Source organism: Sphingomonas sp. LHG3406-1 (genome assembly GCF_029637485.1).
In the GTDB taxonomy this organism is placed as follows: Bacteria; Pseudomonadota; Alphaproteobacteria; order Sphingomonadales; family Sphingomonadaceae; genus Sphingomicrobium.
Genome location: NZ_CP069128.1, coordinates 2,225,762 through 2,251,325 on the forward strand (window position 1 = coordinate 2,225,762; position 25,564 = coordinate 2,251,325).

The window sequence follows — 25,564 nt, forward strand, 5'->3', positions numbered from 1 at the left end:
CGACAGGGGGGGAAAGCCCATCCGTTGAAGGACTTATGCGCGATTCGCGGTTGAGCGTGGCTGAACGGCGCTTGCAGCCGCGGTTCATCATCAAGGCTTTGATAAGGCTGGCTTTTCTGCTTCCCCTGATCGTCGTTCTCGAAAGCGACCGGGAGGACGACTGGCCCGACCGCAAGCCGCGCCCGCCGGCGGTCGCGATGATCGAGGCCAGGCCGCTTGCCCTGCCGCCCGGCGGGGTCATCGGCGGCTTGTGGGAATTGCGCTCCGGGGAAGTCCGCTTTGGTGGCCTGTCCAGCCTCGCCTGGGACGAGGGCGCGCTGGTGGCGGTGTCGGACAGCGGGGTCGCGATGCGCTGGCGGCCGCCCGCCGGGCGGGCCGAGTTCCGCGATCTTCCGGCCGGGCCTGGAAGGCCGCAGTGGAAGATCAACCGCGATTCGGAGGCGCTGGTGGCGGACTCGGGCGGCCGCGGCTGGTGGGTGACGTTCGAGCAGACCCATGGTGCCTGGTTGTTCGACCGCCGCTTCGAGCGCGCGCTCGGCCGCCGGCCGGTGCGGCTCCGGACCTGGTGGCGGAACTGGGGCGTGGAGGCGGCGGTCAGCCGGCCGGACGGACTGCTGCTGCTGCTGCCCGAATATGGCCGCGAGGCGATCCTGCTCAGGAATCGGGGCGAGATAAGGCGACCGCTCGAGGTCGATGGCGCCATCGCCGATGCGGCGGTGATGGACGGGCGGGTGGTGGTGGCCGTCCGGCACATCCGGCCGTGGGGAATCTCGAACAGCCTCGGCTGGCTGGAAGAGGGCGAAGGCTACCGGGTGGAGCGCTGGGCGGACCTGCCGCTCGCCCGCTGGGACAATGTCGAGGGGCTGGCGGTTGAGCGGCGCGCGGACGGCACGAAGCGCCTGTGGTTCGTCACCGACAACGACCGTCAGCGGCGTACCCTGCTAGGGTGGGTCGATCTGGAAACGGCAAAAGCCCCGGCCAGGGCCGAGGCTTTCGATCGATAGCGCTCCCGGGCCGAAGCCCGGGACGAGGGCTCAGGCGGCCGCCTTGGCCTTCTTCGCCAGCTCACGCTTCAGCTTGCGGGCGTCGGTGCCGAGCTTGTCTTCGCTGGTCTTCTTCAGCCAGTTGTCGAGGCCGCCGACATGCTCGACCGAGCGCAGGCCGTGGGTCGAGACGCGCAGCTTGACGCTCTTGCCCAGCTCGTCGCTGATCAGCGTCACGTTCTGCAGGTTCGGCAGAAACGTCCGCTTGGTCTTGTTGTTCGCGTGGGAAACATTGTTGCCCACCTGCCGGCCCTTGCCGGTCAGCTCGCAGACGCGCGCCATTGGATCTATCCCGTGATTTGGTCGAGGGCACGCCCGATTGGGAGCACCCGGAAAGCGCCGCCCCCTAACCGCTCCATGCCGATGCGTCAACCGCAACCCTATGTGGCGGTGGTGCGTTGCCGAGGCGAAACGAACCATAACAGAGGGCTTCATGCGCGCCATCATCCTCATCCTCATCCTGCTGGTGGTCGGGGCCATCGCGCTGGTCGCCACCGGCTTCGTCAACGTGACCCAGACCCAGCGGGCCGAAGTGCCTGCGGTGGCGGTCGGCGACAACGGCGTGGTCGTGAAGGGCGGCGAGGAGCCCAAGTTCAAGGTCGAGACGGGCAAGATCGAGGTCGGCACCGGCAAGGCCACCATTCCCGTTCCCGAGATTCGTGTCGCACCCGGCGGGAACAGTGCCGCGCCGGCGCAGGGGCAGCAGCCCGCCGGCGCGCAGCCCGCCACGACCGACTCGACGCAGCGCTAGGCTTGGCGCTAGCGGGAGGCATGGGCTTCCCGCTTCCCGCCCCCATGCGCCGCGCGCTCGACCTTGCCGCCGAAGCCGCGGCGGCGGGCGAGGTGCCGGTCGGCGCGGTGGTGACCCTGTCCGGCGCCATCGTCGCCGAAGGGCGCAACCAGATGCGCGAGGGTCATGATCCCACCGCCCATGCCGAGATGGTCGCGCTTCGGGCCGCCGCGGCGGCGCTCGGCACCAGCCGGCTCGACCAGTGCAGCCTGTGGGTGAGCCTCGAGCCCTGCGCCATGTGCGCGGGGGCGATCGCGCTCGCGCGGATCAGGGAGCTTCGTTTCGCGGCGGAGGATCCGAAGGGGGGCGCAGTGGTCAACGGCCCGCGCCTGTTCGGCCAGCCGACCTGCCATCATCGGCCCGACGTCATCGGCGGGATGGGCGAGGAGGAGGCGGCGGTGCTGTTGCGGAAGTTCTTCGCGGAACGGCGGTAGGGCGGGTGCCCTTCGACGTCGCGCCTGCGGCGCTCTGCTCGGGGCGAACGATCACGCTCGTTCGCCCTGAGCGACGTCGAAGGGCACTCTTCAGCGGCGCTTTACTGGCGCAGCGGGACGACCTTGATCTCGACTCGGCGGTTGGCCGCGCGGTCGGCTTCGCTGGTCTCGGGGTTTACCAGCAGCTGCGATTCGCCGAAGCCGCGGGTGGCCATGCGGGCGCGGACCACGCCGCGGGCGGCGAGGTAGCTGGCGACCGATTCGGCCCGCCGCTCGGACAAGGTCTGATTGTAGGTGTCCGACCCGGTCGAATCGGTGTGGCCGTAAATGTCGATGTAGGTCTGGTTGTACTGCGACAGCGTGTTCGCGACCTCGTTGAGCGTCGACTGGAACTGCGGCTGGATGTCGAAGCGATCGTAGGCGAAAGTGATCCCGCTCGGCATGCGGAGGATCAGGTCGTCGCCCTGGCGGATGACGTCGACGCCGGTGCCGGCCGTTTCGCGGCGCAGTTCGGCTTCCTGCTGGTCCATGTAGCGGCCGACCGCGGCACCCGCGAGGCCGCCGATGCCGGCGCCGATGATCTGCTCGGTCCGGCTGTTGCGACCGCCGACGATGTCACCGAGGAGATAGCCCGCGCCGACACCGATGATCGCACCGAGGCCGGTATTGCTGAGACGGCGGTTGCCAGTCTCGGGGTTGGTGGTGCAGGCGGTGGTCGCCATCAACGATGCGGCGATAACGCCAACCGTGAGTTTCTTCCCCTTGGTCATGATAGCTCTACTCCGTCATTCTGATCTATTCGCAGGCTCATGAAACCGGTCGCCGCGGAAGATGGTTCCACCGCCACAACGATCGGCACCTTGCCGCGTCTCCCACTTGAAGGCTAGAAGCTGACCCCTCGATGAGCGGCACCCTGCTCCCATTTCCCTGGCTCGACCTGGTCCTGATCCTGGCGCTGATCGCGCTCAACGGCGTCCTGTCGATGAGCGAGCTGGCCATCGTCTCGGCGCGCGAGGCGCGGCTGAAGGCCATGGCCAAGGCCGGCAGCAAGAGTGCGCGTACGGCGCTGACGTTGGCGGCCGACCCGGGACGGTTCCTGTCAACGGTGCAGATCGGGATCACGCTGATCGGCATCCTCGCCGGCGCCTATTCGGGATCGCGGCTCGGCACACCGGTGGCGCAGCGACTGCAGCTGCTCGGCCTGGACGCGGAAACGGCGACCAGCGCCGGCTTTGGCCTGGTCATCGTCCTCACGACCTTCGCCTCGCTGGTCGTCGGCGAGCTGGTGCCCAAGCAGTTCGCGCTGCGCAGTCCAGAGCCGATCGCGGTGATCATGGCCCGGCCGATGCTGTGGCTGAGCAAGGCGACAGCGCCGTTCGTCTGGCTGCTCGACAAGACGAGCGGGCTGATCTTCCGCCTGCTTGGCCTCAGCCGCGAGAACCAGAACCAGGTGACCGCGGAGGAGCTTCACCTGGTCGTCGCCGAAGCCAAGACGGCCGGCGTGCTGGAGGAAAACGAGCGCGCCATCATCTCGGGCATCGTCCGCCTCGCCGATCGCCCGGTGCGCGAGGTGATGACGCCGCGGACCGAGGTCGACTGGATCGACATCGACTGTTCGATCGAGGAACTGAAGGCGGCGCTGGCCGAAACGCCGCACAGCCGCCTTCCCGTTGCCGAGGGATCGATCGAGCAGATCGTCGGCGTGGTCCAGACCCGCGACATGCTCGACGCCATGCTGGACGGGAAGCCGATCGACCTTCGCGCCCTGTCGCGGAAGGCGCCGGTCATCCCCGACGTGATGGACGCCATGGATGCGCTGAGCGTGCTTCGCTCGGCGGAAGTGCCGCTGGCGCTGGTCCATGACGAATATGGCCATCTCGACGGGATCGTCACGCCCGGCTCGATCCTCGCCGCGCTGGCCGGCGCCTTCGCCAGCGACGTCGAGGACGACGATCCGCCGCTGGTCGAGCGCGAGGACGGCAGCTGGCTGATCAGCGGCTCGGCCGGTGCCGACTGCCTCGAGGACCGGCTGGGGATCAGGCTTCCGTCCGACCGCGACTTCTCGACGGTGGCAGGCTTCTCGCTCGCCGTGCTCAAGCATCTGCCCGAGACGGGCGAGAGCTTCGACCATGACGGCTGGCGCTTCGAGATCGTCGATCTGGACGGCCGCAAGATCGACAAATTGCTGGTTCGCCGCCGGTCTCGCAAGGAAAAGACCGCCGACTGATCCCGACTGTTGCAGGTCGGCACTTTTCAGGACCTTTGCGCCGTCTATCGTCCGCCTTCGAATCACTGCCGGGGGGTGGAACGACATGAATCGACGTATCGGTATGCTTGGCGCCTTGCTGCTGGGCGCGGCGCTGCCAGTTGGCTTGGCGGCGCATGCGCAGGGGGCGGGGGCGACCAAGGCCGCGCTGCCGAAGCAGCCGCTCAGCGAGTTCGCCAAGCTGCCGCAGATCGGAAGCCCGCGCCTCAACCAGAATGCCACCGCCATCGCCGCCCGCATGCGCAACGGCGACGAGCAGGTGCTGACCATCATCCCGCTCGATCAGCCCGGCGCCAAGCCGGAGGTGATTGCCCGCGACGGCACGTTCGGCAAGCTCGACAATGTGCGGGTGATGAGCTGGCAGTGGATCGATCCGGACAATCTGCTGATCACGATCATGGCTCCGACCGATCTCAACGGCGACCGCGTGGATGCGACCCGCGTGCTGAGCTACAACCGGCGAACGAAGCAGCGCACCCTGCTCGGCTGGGACGGGACCTTCCTCCAGGGCGGCAACGTGTTGTGGATGTCGCGCTCGGGACCACCGCGAATCCTGCTGTCCCGGCTTGCGGCGGGCAGAGGAACCGAGCGCCTCGGCAATCCCGAAGTGGTCGAGATCGACGTCGCCACCGGCCGTCAGAAGGTGGTGATCCCACCGACCCGCGACGTCACCTCCTGGGCCGCCGACGGCGAAGGCAATGTGCGCATGGGCGCCAGCTACAATCGCGACAACGGCCGTACCACCATCCTTTATCGTTCGGGCGGCAGCGGGCCGTTCCGGACGATCATCAAGGAGAAGCAGGAGCGTTACTCGACCCTGCCGGTGCCGGAAATCTTCCTGCCGGGCGAGAAGGCCCTGGTGGTCAGCCGTCACGAGGGCCGCAACGCCGTCTACGAGCTCGACCTGAAGACGATGGAGTTGGGGCGCAAGGTCTTCGGAGATGCCAAATACGACGTCAGCGGCATGCTCTCGAACCGGGACGACAATGCGCTGGAAGGCGTGGCGATCACCCGCAATCGATCGGAAATGATGTGGTTCGATCCGCTGCTGAAGGAGATCCAGGCGGTTCTGGATGAGACGGCGGGCGGGCCCGGAATGGCCACCCTCGTGTCGGCCGACGAGTCGCGCAAGAACATCCTGTTCCACGTCGCTCGCCCGGACAGCCAGGGTGGCTACTATCTGTTCAACACCGCCACTGGCGACACCAGGCACCTCGGCTGGCTGAACGACGTGATGAAGAATGCGTCGATGAACCCAGTGCGCACGATCAGCTACAAGGCCCGCGACGGACAGACGATCGACGCGGTGCTCACGCTGCCGCGCCTTCGTCCGGCCAAGGCGCTTCCGCTGATCGTGCTTCCGCATGGCGGCCCGTGGGCGCGCGATGCCGAGCGGTGGGACTTGTGGTCGCAGCCGCTCGCCGAGCTCGGCTATGCCGTGGTGCAGCCCAATTTCCGAGGCTCGTCCGGCTTTGGCAAGGCCTGGGAGGCGATGAGCGACGGCAACTGGGGCATGGCGATGCAGGACGATCTCGACGACAGCGTCCGCCATCTCGCCGCCGAAGGTATCGTCGACGCCAAGCGCGTCTGCGTCATGGGCTGGAGCTATGGTGGCTATGCCGCGGCCCGCGCCGCCCAGCGCAATCCCGAACTCTACCGCTGCGCGATCGCCGGTGCCGGGGTCTACGACATTCCGCGCATGACCGCCTACGACCGCAATTACCTCGGTGAATATGGATCCAAATATATCGGCTCGGCCGCCGGCCGACTCGCCGACGTGTCGCCGGCCAGGCATGCGGACAGCAAGTGGGCGCCGATCCTGATCGTCCACGGCGCCAAGGACCAGCGCGTGCCGGTTGCCCAGGCCCGTTACCTGGTCGACCAGCTCAAGGCCTCGGGCAAGGTCGACGGCAAGGACTTCAAATATATCGAGCAGCCCAACAACACGCACAATCTGCCGTTCGAGTCGGACCGGCTGCAGTGGCTGGAGGAAGCGGCGAAGTGGCTGGCGGCGCATAATCCAGCCTGAAGCCTACTGGGCTCGGGCTTCGTATTGCGAGCACGGCGGGGCGATCCACTGATCGGCCAGGGATTGCTTCGCCTTCTGCTCGCATGACGGCGACCTTCCCTTTTTGCCCCGTCCCGGCTAAGGGCCCGCTCGAAAACGCCCACACACGAAGGATTTGCATGGCCAAGGAAGAACTTCTCGAGATGCGCGGGCGGGTCGTCGAACTGCTCCCCAACGCGATGTTCCGCGTCGAACTCGAGAATGGCCACGAGATCCTGGGGCACACCGCCGGCAAGATGCGCAAGAACCGCATCCGCGTGCTGACCGGCGACGAGGTGCTGGTCGAACTGACCCCCTACGACCTGACCAAGGGTCGCATCACCTATCGCTTCAAGTAGGCCGATGCGGCTCGTCCTCGCCTCGGCGAGCCCGCGCCGCCTCGACCTGCTCGCGCGGATCGGCGTCGTGCCGGACATCGTGCGCCCCGCCGACCTCGACGAGGAGCCGCTCGAGGGCGAACTGCCGCGTCCGCACGCCCTGCGCCTGGCGAGCGAGAAGGCGTCGGCGGTGGCGGCGCTGGAACCGGACGCCCTGGTGCTCGCTGCCGACACGGTGGTCGCGGTCGGACGGCGCATCCTGCCGAAGGTCGAGGACGAAGCGACGCTGCGCCAGTGCATGGCCCTGCTGTCCGGACGTCGCCACAAGGTGATGACCGGAGTCGCGCTCGCGGCCCCCGGCGGCAAGCTGCGCACGCGGGTGGTCGAGACGGTCATCGCCATGAAGCGCCTCTCGGCGGAAGAGATCGACTATTATGCGGGTCATGGCGAATGGCGCGGCAAGGCCGGCGGCTATGCGCTGCAGGGCTATGGCGAGGTCTATGTGCGGTACATGGCGGGCAGCTGGTCGAACGTCGTCGGCCTTCCGCTCGCCGAGACCCGCCACCTCTTGAAGAGTGCGGGCTATCCGCTTGCCTGACTGGCTCGCCGAGGTGGGCATCGGCGAGACGCGCTTCGTGCGCATCACGGATGGCGAGATCATCGATGCGCGGATCCATGTCGCTGGCACGCCGCGCGCGGGCGAGCGCCTCAAGGCGCGGATCACGAGCGTTCGGCCGCAGGCGATCGCGCTGGCAAACGGCACGGAATTCCTGCTCACCCATGGGGCCGCCGGTCATCCGGAAGGGACCAGTGTCTGGATCGAGGTCACCCGCGAGCCCATCCCCGGACCCGAGCCGTGGAAGCGCCCGCTTGCACGCGTCGTCGAGGAGGGTGGGGGAGAAGCCGCAATCGTTGCCGAGCCGCTCGCCTTCCCAAGCCCCTCTGACAGGCTTGAGGCGGCCGGCTGGTCCGACCTTCTCGAAGAGGCACGGAGCGGTATTGTCGGCTTTCCGAGTGGCGCGCTGCGGATCTTCGTCACGCCCGCCATGACCCTGATCGACGTCGACGGCCCGGGCCGACCCGAGGACCTCGCCCGCGCCGCTGCCAGGGCCGCTGCCGCCGCCATCCGCCGCCATTGCATCGGCGGTTCGATCGGAATCGACTTCCCGACCGTCAGCGGCAAGGACGCCCGCAGCGCCATCGCCGGGTTGATCGACGCCGGGCTCGACAAGCCATTCGAGCGGACGGCGGTCAACGGCTTCGGCTTCCTGCAGATCGTCCGCCCGCGCCGCGGGCCCAGCCTGTTCGAGATGGCCGCCGAACGGCCCTCCTTCGAAGCGCGGGCTTTGCTGCGACAGGCGGCGTCCCACGTCGGCGCGGTCCGGCTCGCCTGTCATCCGGCCGTCGCGGCGGCGATCCCGCTCGAGTGGCTGGACCAGCTCGGCCGGCAGATCGGCGGTGCCGTCAGCTTGCGCCCCGACCCATCGCTCGCCATGTCCGGCGGCCATGTCGAACGCGCCTAAACCCTGTCCCCTGTGCGGCAAGCCGCCATCGCCCGGCCATGCTCCCTTCTGCAGCCGCGGGTGCAAGGACCGCGACCTCCTGCAGTGGCTCGGCGAAGGCTATCGGATTCCCGGGCCGCCCGCCGATCCCGGGCTGGACAGCGACGACGAGCGCCGTTAGGGGAGCCGCTCGCAAGGCCGCTCGGCCTGCCCGCGAAGACCGTGGGCCCAGATAGCTCAGTTGGTAGAGCATGCGACTGAAAATCGCAGTGTCGCTGGTTCGATCCCGGCTCTGGGCACCACTCTTCCCACCACATCCGCTTCGCCGTTAAGGCACTGTGATTGAACCATTTTTCGCCAGCTTATCGGAAGCTTGCGCGGGACGGGTCGCGGGTCGAAACGCATGTCTCCGTCGTTCTGATTGTCGGGTTCGCCTGTGCGGATCCCATCCAAAACGCACGGAGAATATGATGCTGAAATTCGCTTTCACGGCGGCGACGCTGATGGCTGGCACGGCCGCCATGGCCCAGTCGACCGCGCAGCCGACCACCCCGACACCCACACCGGCCCCGATTGCCGGCCCGGCCGCACCGACCAATCCGACTACCCCGGCGATCCCGGCCGAACCGGGCACGCCCGCGACCCCGGCCTCGCCCGCGACCCCGGCCTCGCCAGCCGACGGCACGGCTGCCGTGCCCGCCACGCCGGCGACGCCTGCCGCTCCGGCGACGACCACGGGCAACACCGAAACGACTACCACCACCACCGGCGGAAGCGTGATCGACTCAGAGTGGAGCAAGTATGACGCCAACGCGAACCAGGGTCTCAGCAAGGCCGAGTTCAACAGCTGGATCAAGGCGCTGACGGAAGCCTCCGGCGGCAAGGCGCCGACCAGCGCCTCCCTGTCGACCTCCTTCCGCAAGGCCGATGCCGACCGCAGCGGCAGCGTCAGCAAGGCCGAACTGACCGCCTACCTCGGTCAGTAAGCCTCACGAGGGCGCGGCTTCCTCGGGAGGTCGCGCCCTCTTGATTCATTCGGCCGCCTCGCGCTCCCGTTCGGGCTCTGGCGCCAGGCCGCCCTCGTCCACATCCGCCTCCTCATCCGCGCCGACGCCGCTTTCCAGCGCCTTCTCCTCGGCGAACAGTTCGTCCGCATCGTCCGGGTAGATACCGAAGCGCGCCGCCACGTCGGGGGCAAAGCGGAGGAGATCGGGGCGGAGCTTGATGATCGAGACGTCCTTCGCCTTGCCCTCCATCATCACGTCGAACTCAAGCCCCTCAGCCATGCGCATGAAGGTCGCGAACTCGAACGGATTGGTGAAGTCGCTGTGGCCCGTCCAGATCGGCGGCACGAGCACGGTCTTGACCCGCGCCGTCGCCTTGACCGGCGCCTTGGTCAGTTCCTTCGACCTGCTTGCCTTGCCGGCCAAAGCGGCTTCGCGCTGCTTGGGCGTGATCTTGCGCTTGAGCTCGCGCAGCTCGGTGCGCGGCGAGGAGAAGTGGATCTTCGGCCGCACGCCGCCCGGCCAGGTCGCAAGGAAGCGCTCCAGCGTATCGCGCATGTCGAGCCGCTCGGGATTCAGGCACCAGAAGTGCTGATAGTCGAACACGCATGGCACGCCGCAACGCTCGGTGATCCACAGCACATCGGCGGCGGAGAAGCGGATGTCGTCATTCTCGAGGACGAGGCGGCGCTTCACATGCTCGGGGCATTGCGCATAGCCCTCCAGCCAGCGGGCGCGGCTCGCCTCGCGGTCGTCGTAAACCCCGCCGACATGGGTGACGAGCACCGCTTCGGGCCCGCAGCCCATGCGGTCGAGCATCTCGGCCTGGCTCGACAGGTCCCAGATCGACTTGCGGGTCAGCTCCGGGTCGGGCGAATTCAGAAGCACGAACTGCGACGGGTGGAAGGACAGGCGGATGTCGAGTTCGCGCGCCTTCTTCCCGAACGCCGCCAGCTCGGCGTCGCTCTCTTCGACCATCTTGTGGAACTGCGGCATGTCCGGGTGGGTGGCATAGGGCGCCAGGTCCGACGACAGGCGGTACATGTCGATCTCGACCTTCTTCAGATGGTCGAGGATCTTGTCGACATGCTCGAGGCTGCACTTGAGGTGCGGGTCCTTCTGCCAGCGGCGGGTGTCGTTGCCCTTGAGGCCGGGCACGCCCATCACCTTGACCGGAAAGCCGAGGCGCAGGGGGCGAGTGGGGTCGGTCATGCAATCTGCTCCTCTGGAAAGCCGAGATCGGCAACGAAGCGATTCCACAGCGGCACCGGCAGAGCGCCGCCGCTCGCCGCCTTGTGGCCGCTGCCATATTCGCTGCCCGCGCCTTCGGGCCGGCGCTCGGCGAAGAAGCGGATGAGGTCGTGGCCGGCGCCGGTACGCGCGGCGAAGTGGACCCAGCCGGGCCGATAGGCCTTGTTGGCGGCGATCACGACCTTGTCCCGCAGCCGCGTTCGCCACTGCTGGGCGATCAGCGGGTGGATCTGGCACGGGCTGTCGAGCGGGATCAGCGCCACCTCGCCCCGCACCTTGGGCGCGACGCGGCGGGCGACTTCCATCTCGGCCTTCACTTCCTCCTTCGCGGCATGGAGGAGGGCGGTCTCCGGGTGCGCGTCCGAGAGCAGCTCCTTGGGGCTATTGCACTTCATCAGCAGCGCCAGGGCAGGGGAGGCGTCGGCGCTGGCCGTCCGGCGCGGCGCGTTGACCAGGCTGACCGCATTGCGCAGCGCCGTCTTGCCGTAGCGCTTCTGCGCCGCTTCCAGCTCGGGGAAGCCGGCTTCCTCCGCCATGTCGCCGATCAGGCCGAGCGCCGCGAGCCAGAGCAGGTCGTCCGGGCTCCCGCAGGCCCAGAAGGCGAGCAGGGCGCTGGTCGGCTCGGGCGTGCAGCCGTTACCGCTGATGACCAGTGCCGTGCCGGGCGTTCCGGTGGGGACATGGTGGTCGAGGAGGCAGGTCGGCGTCCCGGTCAGGATGTCGCCCTCGCGCACGCCGAGGTCGGTGGCGACGATGGCGGCCGGGCGGCGCTGCTCGAGCTCGGCGCGGACGGCCGGGGTCCAGGGTGTCTCGCCCTTGCCGACCAGCCGCACCTCGGCGCCCGGGAGCGAGCGGGCGAGGATGGCGACGGCGGCCAGCCCGTCCGCATCGAAATGGCCGAGGATCAGGGGCTTGGCTCCGGCCTCGTCGAGCCAGCGCTCGAACGAGGAGCGGGCGGTGGAAGCATCGCAGGCCATGGCGGGAGAACGAGGCCGGCGCCGCTTCGCTCCCATGGCTGGACGATGGACCAGCCCCCCAGGGAACAAGAAGTTGCTTCCGGCCCGTCTTCTCGCCCACAAGAGCGAATGGCCAAATTCACCGACCAAGCCGAGCGGATCAACAGCGAGTCCGGCGCCACTCCGGCCCCGCGCGACAATCTGGAACGCCGGGTGTTCCGCGCGACGGTGGTGTTCCTCGCGACCTGCGTCGCCGCCTACCTGATCTACGTGCTGATCGACGTGCTGCTGCTGCTGTTCGCCTGTAGCCTGGTCGCGCTGATCTTCCTGACCATGACCAACGCCATCCGCCGGCGCACCGGCATTCCGTTCGGCGTGGCGCTCGGCGCGAGCGTGCTTACCCTGCTGGGCGTCCTGGTCGGCGCCTTCACCTTCTTCGGCACCACCATGCAGGGCGAGTTCACCACGCTGGCGCAGCAATTGCCCGCTGCCTGGGCCGACGTGCAGCAGCGCCTCCAGGGCTCTCCGCTGGGCATGCGCCTGCTGGAGCAAGCGCGCGGCCTGGTGCCGAGCGGGCAGGCGATGGTCAATGCCGCCACCACCACGCTCGCGGCGGTCGGCGGCGCCCTGTCGGGCCTCGCTCTGGTGCTGGTCGGCGGCCTTTATCTCGCAGCCCAGCCCAATCTCTACCAGGGCGGCCTGCTTCGGCTGGTTCCCGACCGCAGCCGCACCAGCGTCGCGGAGACGCTTGACGCAGTCACCGTCTCCCTGCGCAACTGGCTGAAGGGGCAGGCGCTCGGCATGCTGTTCGTCGGCGCGGCGACCGGGGTCGGCCTGTGGCTGGTCGGGGTTCCGGCCGCCTTTGCCATTGGGCTGGTCGCCGGTCTGGCGGAGTTCGTCCCCTATCTCGGGATCATCGTCGCCGTGCTGCCGGCCGTCATCCTCGGCTTCGGCCAGGGCACCGACGTGGGCATCTGGACGGTGGTCGTGCTGATCGCGGTTCAGCAGGTGCAGGGCAACCTCGTCATGCCGCTGCTGCAGAACAAGATGGTCGACCTGCCGCCGGCGATCACCATCTTCGGGATCATCGCCGCCGGCATCCTGTTCGGCGTGGCCGGCGTCCTGCTGGCGACGCCGCTGACCATCGTCGTGCTGGTGCTGGTGCGGCGGCTGTATCTCGGCGAGGACAAGCAGGAGGTGCTCCACAGCAGCGGCGAGCCCGAGCCTCGTCCCGGCCCGCCGACTCCACCGGGGGATTGACGCAACCTTCCGGCGACCCAGATCATTGGCTGACCTTCAACCAGAGGAGACGACCGGATGATCACCCGCACCGCCACCGCGCGCTACGAAGGTACGGGCAAGACCGGAAAGGGCTGGATATCGACCCAGTCCGGCGTGCTCAAGGACAGCCGCTATGGCTTCAACACGCGGTTCGAGGGCGAGCCGGGGACCAATCCCGAGGAGCTGATCGCCGCCGCCCACGCCGGCTGCTTCACCATGGCGCTGAGCTTCGCACTGGCGCGGGGCGGCCATGAGCAGGGCGAACTGCAGACCGAGGCGCGCGTGAAGCTCGAACAGGACGGCGCCGGCTTCACCATCACGCGGTCGGACCTCAAGCTGCGCGCCAGCGTGCCCAGCATCGATGAGGCCGAGCTGCGCGCCCTCGCCGAGGAAGCCAAGGCGAGCTGCCCGGTGTCCAAGCTGCTCAACGCCGAGATGAGCCTGGACGTCGAGGTGGCCTGACCATGGTCTCCGGCTTTCGCCGGAAAACAGCCATGTTGCGTGAGTTGAAGTAGCTGTGCATGTCCGCCTTATGGCCGGACATGCAAGCAACAGCGAACGCACCGCAGGTCTCCTTCTGATGGGGGCGGCGGCGCTCGCGCTGCTGATTGCCAACAGCCCGCTTGCGCATGGCTATCACGCGCTGCTCGAGACCTACGTCGGCCCGCTTACCGTCCATTACTGGATTGCCGACGCGCTGATGGCGCTGTTCTTCCTGCTCGTCGGGCTGGAGGTGAAGCGCGAATGGTATGACGGGCAGCTCGCCACGCGCGAGGCGCGGCAGCTGCCGATGATCGCGGCGGCCTTCGGCATGGCGGTGCCGGCCCTCGTCTACAAGCTGGTCACCGGCTTCAATCCCGCGCTGTCGTCCGGCTGGGCCATCCCCGCCGCAACGGACATCGCCTTCGCGCTTGGCCTGCTTGCCCTGCTCGGCCCGAGGGTGCCGGCCAGCATCAAGGTGCTGCTGGTGACCATCGCCATCATCGACGACATTGGCGCGGTCATCATCATCGCCGTCTTCTACACGGCCGAGATCAACATGACCGCGCTGGCCGTCAGCGCCGCGCTGGTCGGCGCGATGGCGACGCTCAACATGTTCGGAGTCCGGCGGCTGTGGCCCTATCTGCTGATCTTCCCCTTCCTGTGGGTAGCGGTGTTCCAGTCCGGCATTCATGCGACCATCGCCGGCGTGATCGCGGCCCTGACCATTCCGCTCGGCCGCGGCGAACCCGTGTCGCCCCTGAAGATGCTGGAGCACAAGCTGCATCCCATCGTCATGTTCGGCATCGTCCCGGTGTTCGGACTGGCGAGCGCGGGCGTGACCATCGGCGGCCTCGATGAGGTCTTTTCGCCGCTCCCGCTCGGGATCGCCGCGGGCCTGTTCATCGGCAAGCAGCTGGGCGTGTTCGGCGCCATCTGGGCGGTCGACCGGATCGGTCTTGCCCGCAAGCCCGAGGTGCTGAGCTGGACTCACATCTACGGGGCAGCCTTGCTGTGCGGCGTCGGCTTCACCATGAGCCTGTTCATCGGCGAACTCGCCTTCACCGAGCGGCTGCTCATCGACGAAGCCAAGATCGGAACCCTGCTCGGCTCTTTGCTTTCCGGCATTGCCGGCTATGCCGTGCTCGCCATGGCCAGGCCGATCGGCGAATCCGACCGCGACCGTCAGGAAGCGGAAGAAATCTTCGGCGAGGATGCCGACAAGGACCCCACCGTATGCAACGATCCCTTTTCCTCGCCGCCGCCGTCTCGCTGACGCTGGCCGGGTGCGCCACGACGACAGGCGCTCCCGCCCGCGACGGTCTCGATGCGGTCGCCCGTGACTATGTCGTGCTCCAGCTCGCGATCGGCGAAAAGGAGGAGGGCTATATCGATGCCTTCTACGGTGATGCCGGGCTGAAGACCGAGGGTCAGGCGCTGGCGCAGGCGAGCGACCTTCCGGCGCTGGCCGGCAGGGTTCGGGCGCTCCAGGCGCGGGTGACCCCGCTTGCCGCGACCGAGCCGCGCCGGGCCGCCTTCCTGTCCGCCCAGCTTACCGCCGCCGCCACCCGCCTGCGCATGCTGCAGGGCGAGAAGCTCCCCTTCGCCGAGGAGGCGCAGGGCCTGTTCGGGGTGCGCCCGACGCTCAACCCGCTGGCGAGCTACGATCCCGTCCTCGCCCGCATCGAGGCGCTGGTCCCCGGCGAGGGGTCGCTGGCCGACCGGGTCGAAGCCTATCAGAACCGCTTCACCATTCCGCGCGAGAAGCTCGAGACGGTCTTCCGCTCGGCCATCGCCGCCTGCCGCACGGCAACGGTCGAGAATATTTCGCTTCCCTCGACCGAGCGGTTCGACCTCGCCTTCGTCACCGGCAAGAGCTGGTCGGGCTACAATTATTATCTCGGGCAGTACCGGAGCCGGATCGAGATCAACACCGACCTGCCCATCCGCCTCAGCCGCGCGGTCGATCTCGGCTGCCACGAGGGCTATCCCGGCCATCACGTGCTGAACGTGCTGCTCGAGGAGAAGCTGGTGCGGGGCAAGGGCTGGACCGAGTTCAGCGTCTATCCGCTCTATTCGCCCCAGTCGCTGCTGGCCGAAGGCTCGGCCAATTACGGCATCGACCTTGCGTTCCCGGGCGCCCGCAAGGCCCGCTACGAGGCGGCCGTGCTGGCGCCGCTCGCCGGGCTGAACGGCGAGGAAGTGGCGCGCTACGATGCCTTGCTGGACGCGCTGCGCGACCTTTCCACCGCCCGCAACACCATCGCCCAGCGCTTCCTCGACGGCGAGGTGGACGAAGCCGAGGCGGTGCGCCTGACGCAGCGCTACCAGCTGGTGAGCGAGGCGCGCGCCAGGCAGTCGGTCAATTTCACCAAGCAGTATCGCTCCTACGTGATCAACTACGATATCGGCCGCGACATGGTCGCCCGCGATGTCGAGCGCTTCCCCGAGGGCAAGGCGCGCTGGCAGCGGATGGAACAGTTGCTGAGCGAGCCCACCCTTCCGAGCGACCTCCAGGGCTGATCGGGATGCGCTGTTTCTGGGACGAGGCGCAGCGTGCCCACGCGCCACGGTCCGAGTTCTTCAACGGCGCGCTTCACCCGGCGGCGGACGTGCCGGAGCGGGTGGACAGCGTGCTCGCCGCCATCGGCCGGACCGAGGCGCCGGAGCGGCGCGGCGAGGCGGCGCTGCTGGAGCTGCTCGGCACCGGGCACGACCCTGCCTATCTCGACCTGCTCCGTACCGCGCATGACGAGTGGCGCGCGGCCGGTCGGACGGGCGATGCGCTTCCCTATGCCTTTCCGGTCCATCGCCGTCCGCGCGACCTCCAGCGCATCGACGCCCGGCTCGGGGCGCATAGCTTCGACACCTGCGCGCCGATCAGCGGCGGCACCTGGGAGGCGCTGCTTGCCGGTACCGACACCCTTCTTTCCGCGCTCGACGTGGTGCTTGGCGGAGACCATGCCTTCGCGCTGACCCGGCCGCCCGGTCACCATGCCGGCGCCGACTATATGGGCGGCTATTCCTATCTGAACTGGGCCGCCATCGCGGCCTTGGCGGCCGGACGGCGCGTGGCGATCCTCGACATCGACTATCACCATGGCAATGGCACGCAGGACATGGTCGCGGGCCGCGACGGCCTGCGCTTCGCCTCGCTCCATGCCGATCCGGCCACCGACTATCCCTTTTTCTGGGGCAGCGCGGAGGAGAGCGGCGGCAATGTCCTCAACCTGCCGCTACCGCGCGGCACGGCCTTCGACGCCTATGACGCCGCGCTCGCCCGCGCCTGCGACTGGCTGGGCGAAGGCGCGCCCGAGCTGCTGGTCCTCAGCTTCGGCGCGGATACCTACGAAGGCGATCCGATCAGCCATTTCGCCATCCGCACCGGCGATTACGCTCGCCTCGGCAGGCGCGTGGCGGCGATGGGCCTGCCGACCCTGGTCGTGCTCGAAGGCGGCTATGCGGTCGACGCGCTTGGCGCCAACGTGGCGGGGCTGCTCTCTGGTCTCGACTGAGGATCAGGGCATCTGAAAGCGGACGTTCGCCACCGTATAGCTCGGCACTCTGGTCCCGTCCGCCAGCTGCGCCGGCTGGAACCTGGCTTGCTGAAGGTTCTTGCAGGTGACCTCGGCAAAGCCGGCACCGCGAAAGGCCGTCAGGCTGGTGCAGCGGGTAACGAGGCCGTCGGCACCGATGTTCAGCCGCGCCTTGACGATCGACTCTTCGCCGCGGGGCAAGGCGCTCACCGGATAGTCGCTCCAGCTGAACAGCGACGCCAGCGGCCGGATCGGGGTCGCCGACCTGACGATCCGCTCTTCCACATCGGGATCGACACCCCAGGCCGCCAGCTGCTCGCGGGCGCAGTTCCGCATGGCCTCCATCACCTTTTCGAGCGGTCCGGTCGCCAGCACGATCTTGCGGCCGCCCGGTTCGGTGACCTGGACGCCCGTCACCCGTGCGGCATTGGCCGTTTCAGTCGCGCGCAGGGCAGCGACTTGCGACGGATCGCGGATGACCGGCTCGCCGGGCTTCGTCTCCGGCGGCTTCTCCGCGCCGGCGAGAAAGTCCACGCTGGTCCACAGGATGGCGATCTTCTTGTTGGCGACGGTTTCGGCCACGCTTCCCTCTTCGAAGGGATGATCGACAAAGGGCAGGAAGGCGGCCTTGCCGTTGCGCAGCCCTGACCGGGCGCGCAGCGGATCGCCATACACCATCATGCTCATGCCTGAGCCCGGATCGATCCGCTCGAACACCAGCGATGTCGGGTTGGCGGGATCGCCGAATGTCCGCTTCAACTGGCAGCTCTGGTCGGCATAGTGGAGGTTCCACTTGGATGCCGGTGCGAGGACGGTAGGCGCCCTCGGCGCAGCCAGCGCGGGCACCGCGATCAGGGCTACGACCGACCCGAGCAACATCATTCTCGACATACGCCTCACTCTCCGTTTCCCCCGAACCGGCAACTGCGATGCTAAGGCGACCGGCGGCAGAGGCAAGGGCCGGCGCACTTGCCCGCGTTGCTGTGGCGGAATAACCAGCCCGCCCTTCACTCCTCGGCGAGCAGCTTCCGATCCATGGACCATTTCGAGCATCGTGCCGGCGTCCTTCACTGCGAGGACGTGCCGCTCGACCGCATCGCGCAAGCGGTCGGCACGCCCGCCTACGTCTATTCGACCGCGACCATGGTCCGCCATGCGCGCGTCATGCAGGGGGCGGTCGCCGGCTGCGGAACGGGTGATCCGCTGGTCGCCTATGCGGTCAAGGCCAACCCCAATGCGGCGGTGCTGAAGGTCCTGTGCGAGGCCGGGCTCGGTGCGGACGTGGTGTCGATCGGCGAATATCGCCGCGCCCGAGCCGCCGGCATCGCGCCGGAGCGCATCGTCTTTTCGGGCGTCGGCAAGACCGAGGCGGAAATGGCCGAGGCGCTCGCCGGCGGGCTCCTCCAGTTCAACGCGGAGAGCATGGAGGAAGCGCGCATGCTGTCCGCGGTCGCGTCGGAACAGGGGCGGGTGGCGCCGGTCGGCTTCCGCATCAATCCGGACGTCAGCGCCGGCACCCATGCCAAGATCACCACCGGTACCGCCGACAACAAGTTCGGCATCGCCGCTGCCGGGGCGATGACCGCCTACGCGGAGGCGGCGACGCTGCCGGGGCTCAAGGTCCAGGGCATTACCGTCCACATCGGCAGCCAGCTCGTCAGCCTCGATCCGCTCCAAGCCGCCTTCCGGCGCGTGGGCGAACTGATCGGTGCGCTTCGTGCGCAAGGCCATGACATCGGCATCGCCGACCTCGGCGGCGGGCTTGGCGTGCCGCACGGTCCGGGCCAGCCCGAGCCGCCGAGCCCGGAGGCCTATGGCGCGATGGTCCGCCAAGTCACCGCCGACTGGCATACCCGCCTGCTGTTCGAACCCGGGCGGCTGATCGTCGGCAATGCCGGCGTGCTGCTCACCCGCGTCGTGCGGGTGAAGCCCGGCGTCCGCGCGCCCTGGCTGATCGTCGATGCCGGCATGAACGACCTGATGCGCCCGGCGCTCTACGATGCCTATCACCGGATCGAGGCAGTCCGTCCGTCCGGCAAGCGCGCCACGGTCAACGTCGTCGGCCCGGTGTGCGAGAGCGGCGACACCTTCGCCATGGACCGCGAGATGGACGATGTGGCGGCGGGCGACCTCATCGTCTTCCGCACCGCAGGGGCTTACGGCGCGACCCTCGCCAACAGCTACAACAGCCGTCCGCTGACGCCCGAGGTGCTGGTCGATGGTGATCGTTGGGCAGTCGTTCGCCAGCGGATCGATGTGGACTCACTGGCGGCGGTGGCGGAGCCGGAATGGCGCTGAGCGGCGACCCAGCATTGTATGCGGGCTTGGTTCAGGCCTAGCCTCTCCGGACGAGTCGTCGGAGGTGTGCGATGGAGTTGGCCAGCCTGATCGGATCGGCCTTGTTGCTTGCACCGGCCGTCAGCACGCAGGTTGCAAGCGCATCGCCCGGTCCGCCGGAGCGCATTGTCCTTCCCGTCATCCAGCCCGGTTGCGATCGGACGGCCCAGCCGGACGAGATCATGGTGTGCGGACGAACCGAGCGGCGCTACCGGATCGACACGAGCACGCTCAGGACCCTGCGCTCGATTGAGGATCGCGACGATCCCACCCGTCCCCCGCGTCCACACGCCATCACCCAGAGCTGTGCCGGCACGGGCCCGATGACCCAGTGCACGGGCGCTCTTCCGGTGAGTGACATGGCACTGCGGGCAATCGGCCTCGCCGTGAAGGCCATCCGCGGCGAGGATCTCCGCCCGGCCCTGCGGCAGGGCCCGACCGATTATGAGATCTATCAGCGCACGCGGGCGGAGGCCGAAGCTAAGGAGGAGGAGTGAGCGGCCGCTCCCGACGACCGCCGTTCCTTACAGCTTCTCGGTCAGCTCCGGCACCAGCTTGAACAGGTCGCCGACCAGGCCGACGTCCGCAATCTGGAAGATTGGGGCTTCCTCGTCCTTGTTGATGGCGACAATGACCTTGCTGTCCTTCATCCCCGCAAGGTGCTGGATGGCGCCCGAGATGCCGATCGCGACATAGAGTTCCGGAGCGACGATCTTGCCGGTCTGGCCGACCTGATAGTCGTTCGGCGCATAGCCGGCGTCGACCGCGGCGCGGCTGGCGCCCACGGCGGCGCCGAACTTGTCGGCGAGCGGGTCGATCAGCGCGTGGAACTGGTCGGCGCTGCCCAGCGCGCGGCCGCCCGACACGATGATCTTGGCGCTGGTCAGCTCCGGCCGCTCGCTTTCGCTGGCCTCCATGGAGACGAAGGTGGAGACGGCGTTGGAGACGCCCGCGTCGACATTCTCGATCCCGGCCGAGCCGCCGCTGCGCTCGGCCTTGGTGAAGGCGGTGCCGCGGACGGTGATGACCTTCTTGGCGTCCTTCGAGCGAACCGTGGCGATCGCATTGCCGGCATAGATCGGACGCTGGAACGTGTCCGGCCCCTCAACCGCGACGATGTCGCTGACCTGCGCGACGTCGAGCAGGGCGGCAACGCGCGGCGCGATGTTGCGGCCGGTGGTGGTCGAGGAAGCGAGGAGGACGTCATAGCCTTCCATCAGCTTGTGCAGGAGCGGCGCGACGCTTTCGGCCAGCTCATGGTCGAGCGCGCCGTCGGCGGCCACCAGCACCTTCGACACGCCGCCGATGGCCTGCGCATCGGCTGCGGCGCCCTGCGCCTCCGAACCGATCAGCAGGAGATGCGCCTCGCCGCCCAGCTTTGCCGCGGCGCCGAGGGTGGCGAGGGTCGAGTCCTTGACCTTGCCGTGGGCGTGCTCGCCGAGAACCAGGATCTTCATGCGACAACTCCGAGGGTCTTGAGCTTGGCAACCAGTTCGTCGACGCTTCCCACCTTGGCGCCGCCGACGCGCTTGGCCGGCTCGGCGACCTTCAGCGTCTCGAGGCGCGGCGTGGTGTCGACGCCGTAATCGGCCGGCGACTTGGTCGCCAAGGGCTTGGACTTGGCCTTCATGATGTTGGGCAGCGAGGGATAGCGCGGATCGTTCAGACGAAGGTCGGTGGTGACGATCGCCGGCAGCTTCAGCGCGACCGTCTCGAGTCCGCCGTCGACCTCGCGGGTGACATTGGCTGTGTCGCCGCTGATCTCGACCTTCGAGGCGAAGGTTCCCTGGCCGTAGCCGGTCAGCGCGCCCAGCATCTGCCCGACCTGGCTCGAATCGTCGTCGATCGCCTGCTTGCCGAGCAGGATGACCTGCGGCTGCTCTTCCTCGACAATCTTCGCCAAAATCTTGGCGACGGCGAGCGGCTCCACCTCGTCATCGGTCTGGACCAGGATGCCGCGGTCGGCACCCATGGCAAGGGCGGTGCGGATCGTTTCCTGCGCCTTCTGGGGCCCGACGGAGACCACCACGATCTCGGTCGCGCCGGCCTTTTCCTTGAGGCGGATGGCTTCCTCGACGGCGATCTCGTCGAAGGGATTCATGCTCATCTTGACGTTGGCGAGATCGACGCCGGTGCCGTCCATCTTCACCCGGGGCTTCACGTTATAGTCGATCACCCTTTTGACCGCGACGAGTAGCTTCATTTCCGTCCCTCTTGCTTCGTCATGCCGGGGCTGACCCGGCATCCGCCTGCCTTTCTTCTAACAGACTGAGAAGAAAGGCGGACCCCGGCTCAAGGCCGGGGTGACGGTTGATCCGTTAAGCCGCCTTCTTCACTTCCGCGACGATCTTCGCCGCCGCATCGCCAAGGTCGTTGGCGGCGACGATCGGCAGGCCCGAATTGGCCAGGATGTCCTTGCCCTGCTGGACGTTTGTGCCCTCCAGGCGGACCACCAGCGGCACCTTGAGATCGACCTCGCGCGCCGCGGCGACGATGCCGTCGGCGATGATGTCGCACTTCATGATGCCGCCGAAGATGTTGACCAGGATGCCTTTCACCGACGGGTCGGCGAGGATGATCTTGAACGCCGCGGTGACCTTCTCCTTGTTGGCGCCGCCGCCGACGTCGAGGAAGTTGGCGGGCTCGGCGCCGTTCAGCTTGATGATGTCCATGGTCGCCATGGCAAGGCCGGCGCCGTTGACCATGCAGCCGATGTCGCCATCGAGCTTGATGTAGGCGAGGTCGTACTTGCTGGCCTCGATCTCCTGCGGATCCTCCTCGGTGAGGTCGCGCAGCTCGACGAGGTCCTTGTGGCGGAACATGGCGTTCGAATCGAAGCCGACCTTGGCGTCGAGCACCATCAGCTTGTTGTCGCCGGTGATCGCCAGCGGGTTGATCTCGATCTGCGAGGCGTCGGTGCCGACGAAGGCGGCATAGAGGCCGGCGAGGACCTTGGCGGCCTGCTTGGCGAGGTCGCCGGTCAGGCCCAGCGCCGCCGCCACCGCGCGCCCGTGATGCGGCATCAGGCCGGTCGCCGGATCGATAGTGATGGTGTGGATCTTCTCGGGGGTCTCGTGGGCGACGTCCTCGATGTTCATGCCGCCTTCGGTCGAGGCGACCACCGCGATGCGGCCGGTTTCGCGGTCGACGAGGAGCGCGAGGTAGAATTCCTTTTCGATGTCGACGCCGTCGGTGATGTAGAGGCGCTGCACTTCCTTGCCCGCATCACCGGTCTGGATGGTGACGAGCGTACGCCCAAGCATCTCTTCGGCATGGGCGCGGACTTCATCGATCGACTTGGCGAGCCGGACGCCGCCCTTGGCGTCGGGACCGAGTTCCTTGAACTTGCCCTTGCCGCGGCCGCCGGCGTGGATCTGCGCCTTGACCACCCACAGGGGCCCGGGGAGCTGCTTGGCGGCCTCGACCGCTTCCTCGACGCTCATGGCGGCATGGCCGGCCGGAACGGCGACGCCGAACTTCGCGAGCAGTTCCTTGGCCTGATATTCGTGGATGTTCATGGATCGTCCCGAGGATGAAGGTTCGGCGGCCCTAAAGCATGACTCTGGCGACAAGCCAAGTTAGGGAACGAGGCGTGAACGCGCCGCTCCGCAAGATTATCCACGTCGACATGGATGCCTTCTTCGCGAGCGTCGAGCAGCGCGACGATCCGTCGCTGCGCGGCCGACCCGTCGCCGTCGGTGGCGGGCACCGTGGGGTGGTAGCGGCGGCGAGCTACGAGGCGCGGGCGTTCGGGGTGCGCTCGGCCATGCCTTCGGTGACGGCGAAGCGGCGCTGCCCCGACCTCGTCTTCGTCAAGCCTCGCTTCGACGCGTACCGCGAGGTCAGCCTGCAGATCCGGGCCATCTTCGCCGACTATACCGACCTGATCGAGCCGCTGAGCCTCGACGAAGCCTATCTCGACGTCAGCGAGGACCGATACGGGCTCGGCTCTGCCAAGGCCATTGCCGAGGCCATCCGCGCCCGAATCCGCGGCGAGACCGGCCTCACCGCCTCGGCCGGGGTCAGCTACTGCAAGTTCGTCGCCAAGCTCGCCAGCGACCAGAACAAGCCGGACGGCCTGTGCGTCATCCGGCCCGAACAGGCGCAGCGCTACATCGCCACCCTGCCGGTCGGCCGCTTCCACGGCATCGGCCCGCGCACCGCCGAGCGGCTGGAGGCGATGGGCATCCAGACCGGCGCCGACCTCCAGCAATTGAGCATGGACGAGCTGAAGGGCCGGTTCGGAAGCTCGGGCGAATGGTATTGGCGCATCGCCCGCGGAATCGACGAGCGGCCGGTCCGAAGCAGCCGGCAGGCCAAGTCGGTCAGCGCCGAGCGCACCTTCGACAGCGATTATTCCGACCCGCAGGACCTCCACCGCGAACTGGAGCGGGTGGCCGGCCTTGCCTGGGACCGGATCGAGCGGGCGCGGGCGAGCGGGCGGACGGTCACCCTCAAGGTCAAGTATTCCGACTTCCAGCTGATCAGCCGCGCCCGCAGCTTCACCCTTCCCGTGACCGACCGCGAAGCCTTCGCCGCTGCCGGACATTTCCTTCTGGATCAATTGCTTCCGGTACCAAGAGGGGTGCGGCTGCTGGGACTTGGGCTGTCGAACCTGATCGATGTTAACAATCAGGTGCCACGTCAGCTGGGGCTGGCGATTTGAATACGTTTGTGTTAAAGACTGAAGACAGACGGGGCCGTTTCGCATCAACCATGCGTTGCGGCCTTCATCGCAACCACCGCCTGGCAACAGGCACTGTGTAACAGCAGGCACTGTCCGCAAGAGAGATGCACACGGCCGCGGGGCTACTGGGGGGCGCCGCTTCGTGATTCGCATCTCGCATCTGGAAAGGTGAAGAATGGCAGCGAAGGCCCTTAGCTTCGACGTTGGCGATTATGTGGTCTACCCCAAGCATGGAGTTGGTCGTGTCGTCGAGCTGCAGTCGACGGAGATCGCGGGCACCAGCCTGCAGCTCTACGTCCTGCGCTTCGAAAAGGAGAAGATGACTCTCCGTGTTCCCGTCAACAAGGCGGACTCGGTCGGAATGCGCAAGCTCAGCAGCGACAAGACGATGCTGGCCGCGCTCGAGATCCTGAAGGGCAAGCCCAAGGTGAAGCGCACCATGTGGTCGCGCCGCGCCCAGGAATATGAAGCGAAGATCAATTCGGGCGACCTGTCGTCGATCGCCGAGGTGACCCGCGACCTGTTCCGCCCGGACGATGCGCCCGAGCAGAGCTATTCGGAGCGCCAGATCTTCGAAGCCGCCGCCTCGCGCCTGGCGCGCGAACTCGGCGCGATGGAGCAGACCGACGAGAAGTCGGCGCTGGGCAAGATCCACGAGATCCTGAACAAGGCCGCGCAGATCCATCACAAGACCAAGGAAGTGGTCGAGGACTGACAGGCTTCGATAATGTCTCAAAGGGAGGGCCTTTCCGCCGGATCGCGGGAAGGCCCTTTTCTTTTGCCTTAACGACGCCGCAACCCCGGACGGCTATCAACGTCACCATCATGACCGATACGCACCTCGACAATGCTGCCGCCAAGCGCGAGCGGATCAAGGCCATCAGCCGGACGGTGCACAGCATCCCGGTCGAGGAAGGCGGGCAGCTCCGCCCGCAGCGGCCCGCGCCGCTTCAGCCCGCAATGCAGGGCGAACGTTTCTGGAAGCGCACCGCACTCGCCGCTGGCGGAGTCGCAGGCGTCGCGCTCGGCTTCGCCGCCGGCCTGCTCGCCACCCGCCGCAGGTAAAGCTAGCCGAAGAAGCCGCGCTGCTCGAAGTTCACCACCCCGGTGGCGAGCAGCAGGATGGCGATGATGAGGAACAGGATGGCGGCGATGCCGAGCAGCCGCACGCCGCCCGGAGCCCGCGAGCGTGGCGCATTGGTCAAATTGTCGTCCATGCCCAGCCAACCAACGAGCGGCGGCGAGGGGTCCGCCTAGGGTCTGGCCCGCTCGGCTTCCCAGTTGAAGAGGAAGTTGCGGTGCTCCGCCCAGGTCTGCCCTTCGGCCTCACCGTCGATCAGGCAGACGGCACTGTGATAGGGCCCTTGCCCGTCGCTGGTGCGGAAGCTGGCGCAGAGGCGGCCGCGATCCTTCTTCCAGCGTCCCGCCTGAATCGGGCTGTTGTAGAAACTGCCGGTGACACTGCCGTCGGGTGCGAGCTTCAGCTCCATCGGCTGGGTGTAGGGCTTGCCCGGCTCGGTCGACAGGTCGACGACCCACTTGCCATCGAGCGTCTCGGGCGAGGGCTGCGCGGCAGCGAGGGCGACGAGCAGGGTCAGCATGGGCCCATGCT

The 25,564-nt window shown here is 67.7% G+C and carries 30 protein-coding genes and 1 tRNA gene; 21 read left to right on the forward strand and 10 right to left on the reverse strand.

Annotation, left to right across the window (positions count from 1 at the left end; translation table 11 throughout):
* The first annotated feature begins 56 nt into the window (after nt 1-56).
* A complete protein-coding gene (locus JOY29_RS10865; RefSeq protein WP_300973550.1) occupies nt 57-1,004 on the forward strand; it encodes an esterase-like activity of phytase family protein in 948 nt (315 codons plus the stop codon).
* Between the two features lie 30 nt (nt 1,005-1,034).
* Here JOY29_RS10865 and rpmB read toward each other — a convergent pair whose 3' ends face one another.
* A complete protein-coding gene (rpmB, locus tag JOY29_RS10870; RefSeq protein ID WP_300973551.1) occupies nt 1,035-1,325 on the reverse strand; it encodes a 50S ribosomal protein L28 in 291 nt (96 codons plus the stop codon).
* 151 nt (nt 1,326-1,476) lie between these two features.
* Between rpmB and JOY29_RS10875 the strand changes: the two genes are divergently transcribed.
* Both JOY29_RS10875 and JOY29_RS10880 read left to right on the forward strand, forming a co-directional pair.
* On the forward strand, nt 1,477-1,794 hold the full coding sequence (locus JOY29_RS10875) for a hypothetical protein (RefSeq protein WP_300973552.1): 318 nt from the start codon (nt 1,477-1,479) through the stop codon (nt 1,792-1,794).
* Between the two features lie 44 nt (nt 1,795-1,838).
* Nucleotides 1,839-2,267 (forward strand): nucleoside deaminase, encoded by a 429-nt coding sequence (locus JOY29_RS10880; RefSeq protein ID WP_300973553.1) that lies wholly within the window; start codon nt 1,839-1,841, stop codon nt 2,265-2,267.
* 101 nt (nt 2,268-2,368) lie between these two features.
* Here the strand turns inward: JOY29_RS10880 and JOY29_RS10885 are convergent, their stop codons facing one another.
* A complete protein-coding gene (locus JOY29_RS10885; protein WP_300973554.1) occupies nt 2,369-3,037 on the reverse strand; it encodes an OmpA family protein in 669 nt (222 codons plus the stop codon).
* A gap of 131 nt (nt 3,038-3,168) precedes the next feature.
* On the opposite strand from JOY29_RS10885, the gene JOY29_RS10890 reads away from it, so the two are divergent.
* The 8 genes from JOY29_RS10890 to JOY29_RS10925 all read left to right on the forward strand — a co-directional run bounded on the left by JOY29_RS10890 (nt 3,169) and on the right by JOY29_RS10925 (nt 9,406).
* Nucleotides 3,169-4,494 carry a hemolysin family protein gene (locus tag JOY29_RS10890; RefSeq protein WP_300973555.1) on the forward strand — a complete coding sequence of 442 codons (1,326 nt, stop codon included), beginning with the start codon at nt 3,169-3,171 and terminating at the stop codon, nt 4,492-4,494.
* 85 nt (nt 4,495-4,579) lie between these two features.
* Nucleotides 4,580-6,562 carry an alpha/beta fold hydrolase gene (locus JOY29_RS10895; RefSeq protein ID WP_300973556.1) on the forward strand — a complete coding sequence of 661 codons (1,983 nt, stop codon included), beginning with the start codon at nt 4,580-4,582 and terminating at the stop codon, nt 6,560-6,562.
* Nucleotides 6,563-6,720: 158 nt separating this feature from the next.
* The gene (gene infA, locus JOY29_RS10900; RefSeq protein ID WP_147042814.1) at nt 6,721-6,939 is read left to right on the forward strand and encodes a translation initiation factor IF-1; all 219 of its coding nucleotides are present in this window, start codon (nt 6,721-6,723) and stop codon (nt 6,937-6,939) included.
* A gap of 4 nt (nt 6,940-6,943) precedes the next feature.
* Entirely contained in the window at nt 6,944-7,516 is a 573-nt protein-coding gene (locus tag JOY29_RS10905; protein ID WP_300973557.1) for a nucleoside triphosphate pyrophosphatase, read from the forward strand.
* The gene (locus JOY29_RS10910) at nt 7,509-8,441 is read left to right on the forward strand and encodes a ribonuclease (protein WP_300973558.1); all 933 of its coding nucleotides are present in this window, start codon (nt 7,509-7,511) and stop codon (nt 8,439-8,441) included. Before JOY29_RS10905 ends, JOY29_RS10910 begins: the two co-directional genes overlap by 8 nt.
* Complete coding sequence (locus tag JOY29_RS10915; protein WP_300973559.1) at nt 8,425-8,601, forward strand: DNA gyrase inhibitor YacG; 177 nt, start codon at nt 8,425-8,427, stop codon at nt 8,599-8,601. Before JOY29_RS10910 ends, JOY29_RS10915 begins: the two co-directional genes overlap by 17 nt.
* A gap of 45 nt (nt 8,602-8,646) precedes the next feature.
* Nucleotides 8,647-8,722, forward strand: a tRNA-Phe gene (locus tag JOY29_RS10920).
* A gap of 168 nt (nt 8,723-8,890) precedes the next feature.
* A complete protein-coding gene (locus JOY29_RS10925) occupies nt 8,891-9,406 on the forward strand; it encodes a hypothetical protein (RefSeq protein ID WP_300973560.1) in 516 nt (171 codons plus the stop codon).
* A gap of 45 nt (nt 9,407-9,451) precedes the next feature.
* On the opposite strand, the gene uvsE is transcribed toward JOY29_RS10925, so the two are convergent.
* Together uvsE and JOY29_RS10935 are read right to left on the reverse strand one after the other, a co-directional pair.
* A complete protein-coding gene (uvsE, locus tag JOY29_RS10930; RefSeq protein ID WP_300973561.1) occupies nt 9,452-10,636 on the reverse strand; it encodes a UV DNA damage repair endonuclease UvsE in 1,185 nt (394 codons plus the stop codon).
* Nucleotides 10,633-11,652: a phosphoesterase gene (locus tag JOY29_RS10935; protein ID WP_300973562.1), complete on the reverse strand. Its 1,020-nt coding sequence runs from the start codon at nt 11,650-11,652 to the stop codon at nt 10,633-10,635. Before JOY29_RS10935 ends, uvsE begins: the two co-directional genes overlap by 4 nt.
* A 108-nt stretch (nt 11,653-11,760) precedes the next feature.
* Here JOY29_RS10935 and JOY29_RS10940 point away from each other — a divergent pair, with 108 nt between their 5' ends.
* From JOY29_RS10940 to JOY29_RS10960, 5 genes are all read left to right on the forward strand, one after another.
* Nucleotides 11,761-12,891: an AI-2E family transporter gene (locus tag JOY29_RS10940; RefSeq protein WP_300973563.1), complete on the forward strand. Its 1,131-nt coding sequence runs from the start codon at nt 11,761-11,763 to the stop codon at nt 12,889-12,891.
* A 57-nt stretch (nt 12,892-12,948) separates the two neighbouring features.
* Nucleotides 12,949-13,374 (forward strand): OsmC family protein, encoded by a 426-nt coding sequence (locus JOY29_RS10945; protein WP_300973564.1) that lies wholly within the window; start codon nt 12,949-12,951, stop codon nt 13,372-13,374.
* Nucleotides 13,375-13,444: 70 nt separating this feature from the next.
* Nucleotides 13,445-14,668: a Na+/H+ antiporter NhaA gene (gene nhaA, locus JOY29_RS10950; RefSeq protein WP_300973565.1), complete on the forward strand. Its 1,224-nt coding sequence runs from the start codon at nt 13,445-13,447 to the stop codon at nt 14,666-14,668.
* Nucleotides 14,629-15,915 carry a hypothetical protein gene (locus JOY29_RS10955; protein ID WP_300973566.1) on the forward strand — a complete coding sequence of 429 codons (1,287 nt, stop codon included), beginning with the start codon at nt 14,629-14,631 and terminating at the stop codon, nt 15,913-15,915. Before nhaA ends, JOY29_RS10955 begins: the two co-directional genes overlap by 40 nt.
* Before the next feature lie 5 nt (nt 15,916-15,920).
* Nucleotides 15,921-16,907 (forward strand): histone deacetylase family protein, encoded by a 987-nt coding sequence (locus JOY29_RS10960; RefSeq protein WP_300973567.1) that lies wholly within the window; start codon nt 15,921-15,923, stop codon nt 16,905-16,907.
* 3 nt (nt 16,908-16,910) lie between these two features.
* Here JOY29_RS10960 and JOY29_RS10965 read toward each other — a convergent pair whose 3' ends face one another.
* Complete coding sequence (locus JOY29_RS10965; RefSeq protein ID WP_300973568.1) at nt 16,911-17,810, reverse strand: energy transducer TonB; 900 nt, start codon at nt 17,808-17,810, stop codon at nt 16,911-16,913.
* A gap of 153 nt (nt 17,811-17,963) precedes the next feature.
* Here JOY29_RS10965 and lysA point away from each other — a divergent pair, with 153 nt between their 5' ends.
* Together lysA and JOY29_RS10975 are read left to right on the forward strand one after the other, a co-directional pair.
* Entirely contained in the window at nt 17,964-19,226 is a 1,263-nt protein-coding gene (gene lysA, locus JOY29_RS10970; RefSeq protein ID WP_300973569.1) for a diaminopimelate decarboxylase, read from the forward strand.
* Between the two features lie 71 nt (nt 19,227-19,297).
* Complete coding sequence (locus JOY29_RS10975; RefSeq protein WP_300973570.1) at nt 19,298-19,762, forward strand: hypothetical protein; 465 nt, start codon at nt 19,298-19,300, stop codon at nt 19,760-19,762.
* A gap of 27 nt (nt 19,763-19,789) precedes the next feature.
* On the opposite strand, the gene JOY29_RS10980 is transcribed toward JOY29_RS10975, so the two are convergent.
* The 3 genes from JOY29_RS10980 to sucC form a co-directional block, all read right to left on the reverse strand.
* Complete coding sequence (locus tag JOY29_RS10980; protein WP_300973571.1) at nt 19,790-20,722, reverse strand: FAD-binding protein; 933 nt, start codon at nt 20,720-20,722, stop codon at nt 19,790-19,792.
* Complete coding sequence (locus tag JOY29_RS10985; protein WP_300973572.1) at nt 20,719-21,468, reverse strand: electron transfer flavoprotein subunit beta/FixA family protein; 750 nt, start codon at nt 21,466-21,468, stop codon at nt 20,719-20,721. The genes JOY29_RS10980 and JOY29_RS10985 overlap by 4 nt, the downstream gene beginning before the upstream one ends.
* A gap of 115 nt (nt 21,469-21,583) precedes the next feature.
* Nucleotides 21,584-22,783: an ADP-forming succinate--CoA ligase subunit beta gene (gene sucC, locus JOY29_RS10990; protein WP_300973573.1), complete on the reverse strand. Its 1,200-nt coding sequence runs from the start codon at nt 22,781-22,783 to the stop codon at nt 21,584-21,586.
* Nucleotides 22,784-22,857: 74 nt separating this feature from the next.
* On the opposite strand from sucC, the gene dinB reads away from it, so the two are divergent.
* The 3 genes from dinB (at nt 22,858) to JOY29_RS11005 (ending at nt 25,017) form a co-directional block, all read left to right on the forward strand.
* Entirely contained in the window at nt 22,858-23,931 is a 1,074-nt protein-coding gene (dinB, locus tag JOY29_RS10995) for a DNA polymerase IV (protein WP_300973574.1), read from the forward strand.
* A 196-nt stretch (nt 23,932-24,127) separates the two neighbouring features.
* Entirely contained in the window at nt 24,128-24,667 is a 540-nt protein-coding gene (locus JOY29_RS11000) for a CarD family transcriptional regulator (protein ID WP_300973575.1), read from the forward strand.
* A 110-nt stretch (nt 24,668-24,777) separates the two neighbouring features.
* On the forward strand, nt 24,778-25,017 hold the full coding sequence (locus JOY29_RS11005; RefSeq protein ID WP_300973576.1) for a hypothetical protein: 240 nt from the start codon (nt 24,778-24,780) through the stop codon (nt 25,015-25,017).
* A 2-nt stretch (nt 25,018-25,019) separates the two neighbouring features.
* Here the strand turns inward: JOY29_RS11005 and JOY29_RS11010 are convergent, their stop codons facing one another.
* Nucleotides 25,020-25,169: a hypothetical protein gene (locus tag JOY29_RS11010; RefSeq protein ID WP_300973577.1), complete on the reverse strand. Its 150-nt coding sequence runs from the start codon at nt 25,167-25,169 to the stop codon at nt 25,020-25,022.
* Between the two features lie 36 nt (nt 25,170-25,205).
* The gene (locus JOY29_RS11015; RefSeq protein WP_300973578.1) at nt 25,206-25,553 is read right to left on the reverse strand and encodes a hypothetical protein; all 348 of its coding nucleotides are present in this window, start codon (nt 25,551-25,553) and stop codon (nt 25,206-25,208) included.
* Nucleotides 25,554-25,564: the final 11 nt, after the last annotated feature.

Bases quoted from the DNA above. Each gene is read 5' to 3' on its own strand.
- rpmB (WP_300973551.1), bottom strand. From the start codon at position 1,325: ATGGCGCGCGTCTGCGAGCTGACCGGCAAGGGCCGGCAGGTGGGCAAC.
- JOY29_RS10875 (WP_300973552.1), top strand. From the start codon at position 1,477: ATGCGCGCCATCATCCTCATCCTCATCCTGCTGGTGGTCGGGGCCATC.
- JOY29_RS10880 (WP_300973553.1), top strand. From the start codon at position 1,839: ATGCGCCGCGCGCTCGACCTTGCCGCCGAAGCCGCGGCGGCGGGCGAG.
- JOY29_RS10885 (WP_300973554.1), bottom strand. From the start codon at position 3,037: ATGACCAAGGGGAAGAAACTCACGGTTGGCGTTATCGCCGCATCGTTG.
- JOY29_RS10890 (WP_300973555.1), top strand. From the start codon at position 3,169: ATGAGCGGCACCCTGCTCCCATTTCCCTGGCTCGACCTGGTCCTGATC.
- JOY29_RS10895 (WP_300973556.1), top strand. From the start codon at position 4,580: ATGAATCGACGTATCGGTATGCTTGGCGCCTTGCTGCTGGGCGCGGCG.
- infA (WP_147042814.1), top strand. From the start codon at position 6,721: ATGGCCAAGGAAGAACTTCTCGAGATGCGCGGGCGGGTCGTCGAACTG.
- JOY29_RS10905 (WP_300973557.1), top strand. From the start codon at position 6,944: ATGCGGCTCGTCCTCGCCTCGGCGAGCCCGCGCCGCCTCGACCTGCTC.
- JOY29_RS10915 (WP_300973559.1), top strand. From the start codon at position 8,425: ATGTCGAACGCGCCTAAACCCTGTCCCCTGTGCGGCAAGCCGCCATCG.
- JOY29_RS10925 (WP_300973560.1), top strand. From the start codon at position 8,891: ATGCTGAAATTCGCTTTCACGGCGGCGACGCTGATGGCTGGCACGGCC.
- uvsE (WP_300973561.1), bottom strand. From the start codon at position 10,636: ATGACCGACCCCACTCGCCCCCTGCGCCTCGGCTTTCCGGTCAAGGTG.
- JOY29_RS10935 (WP_300973562.1), bottom strand. From the start codon at position 11,652: ATGGCCTGCGATGCTTCCACCGCCCGCTCCTCGTTCGAGCGCTGGCTC.
- JOY29_RS10940 (WP_300973563.1), top strand. From the start codon at position 11,761: ATGGCCAAATTCACCGACCAAGCCGAGCGGATCAACAGCGAGTCCGGC.
- JOY29_RS10945 (WP_300973564.1), top strand. From the start codon at position 12,949: ATGATCACCCGCACCGCCACCGCGCGCTACGAAGGTACGGGCAAGACC.
- nhaA (WP_300973565.1), top strand. From the start codon at position 13,445: ATGGCCGGACATGCAAGCAACAGCGAACGCACCGCAGGTCTCCTTCTG.
- JOY29_RS10955 (WP_300973566.1), top strand. From the start codon at position 14,629: ATGCAACGATCCCTTTTCCTCGCCGCCGCCGTCTCGCTGACGCTGGCC.
- JOY29_RS10960 (WP_300973567.1), top strand. From the start codon at position 15,921: ATGCGCTGTTTCTGGGACGAGGCGCAGCGTGCCCACGCGCCACGGTCC.
- JOY29_RS10965 (WP_300973568.1), bottom strand. From the start codon at position 17,810: ATGATGTTGCTCGGGTCGGTCGTAGCCCTGATCGCGGTGCCCGCGCTG.
- lysA (WP_300973569.1), top strand. From the start codon at position 17,964: ATGGACCATTTCGAGCATCGTGCCGGCGTCCTTCACTGCGAGGACGTG.
- JOY29_RS10975 (WP_300973570.1), top strand. From the start codon at position 19,298: ATGGAGTTGGCCAGCCTGATCGGATCGGCCTTGTTGCTTGCACCGGCC.
- JOY29_RS10980 (WP_300973571.1), bottom strand. From the start codon at position 20,722: ATGAAGATCCTGGTTCTCGGCGAGCACGCCCACGGCAAGGTCAAGGAC.
- JOY29_RS10985 (WP_300973572.1), bottom strand. From the start codon at position 21,468: ATGAAGCTACTCGTCGCGGTCAAAAGGGTGATCGACTATAACGTGAAG.
- sucC (WP_300973573.1), bottom strand. From the start codon at position 22,783: ATGAACATCCACGAATATCAGGCCAAGGAACTGCTCGCGAAGTTCGGC.
- JOY29_RS11000 (WP_300973575.1), top strand. From the start codon at position 24,128: ATGGCAGCGAAGGCCCTTAGCTTCGACGTTGGCGATTATGTGGTCTAC.
- JOY29_RS11005 (WP_300973576.1), top strand. From the start codon at position 24,778: ATGACCGATACGCACCTCGACAATGCTGCCGCCAAGCGCGAGCGGATC.
- JOY29_RS11010 (WP_300973577.1), bottom strand. From the start codon at position 25,169: ATGGACGACAATTTGACCAATGCGCCACGCTCGCGGGCTCCGGGCGGC.
- JOY29_RS11015 (WP_300973578.1), bottom strand. From the start codon at position 25,553: ATGCTGACCCTGCTCGTCGCCCTCGCTGCCGCGCAGCCCTCGCCCGAG.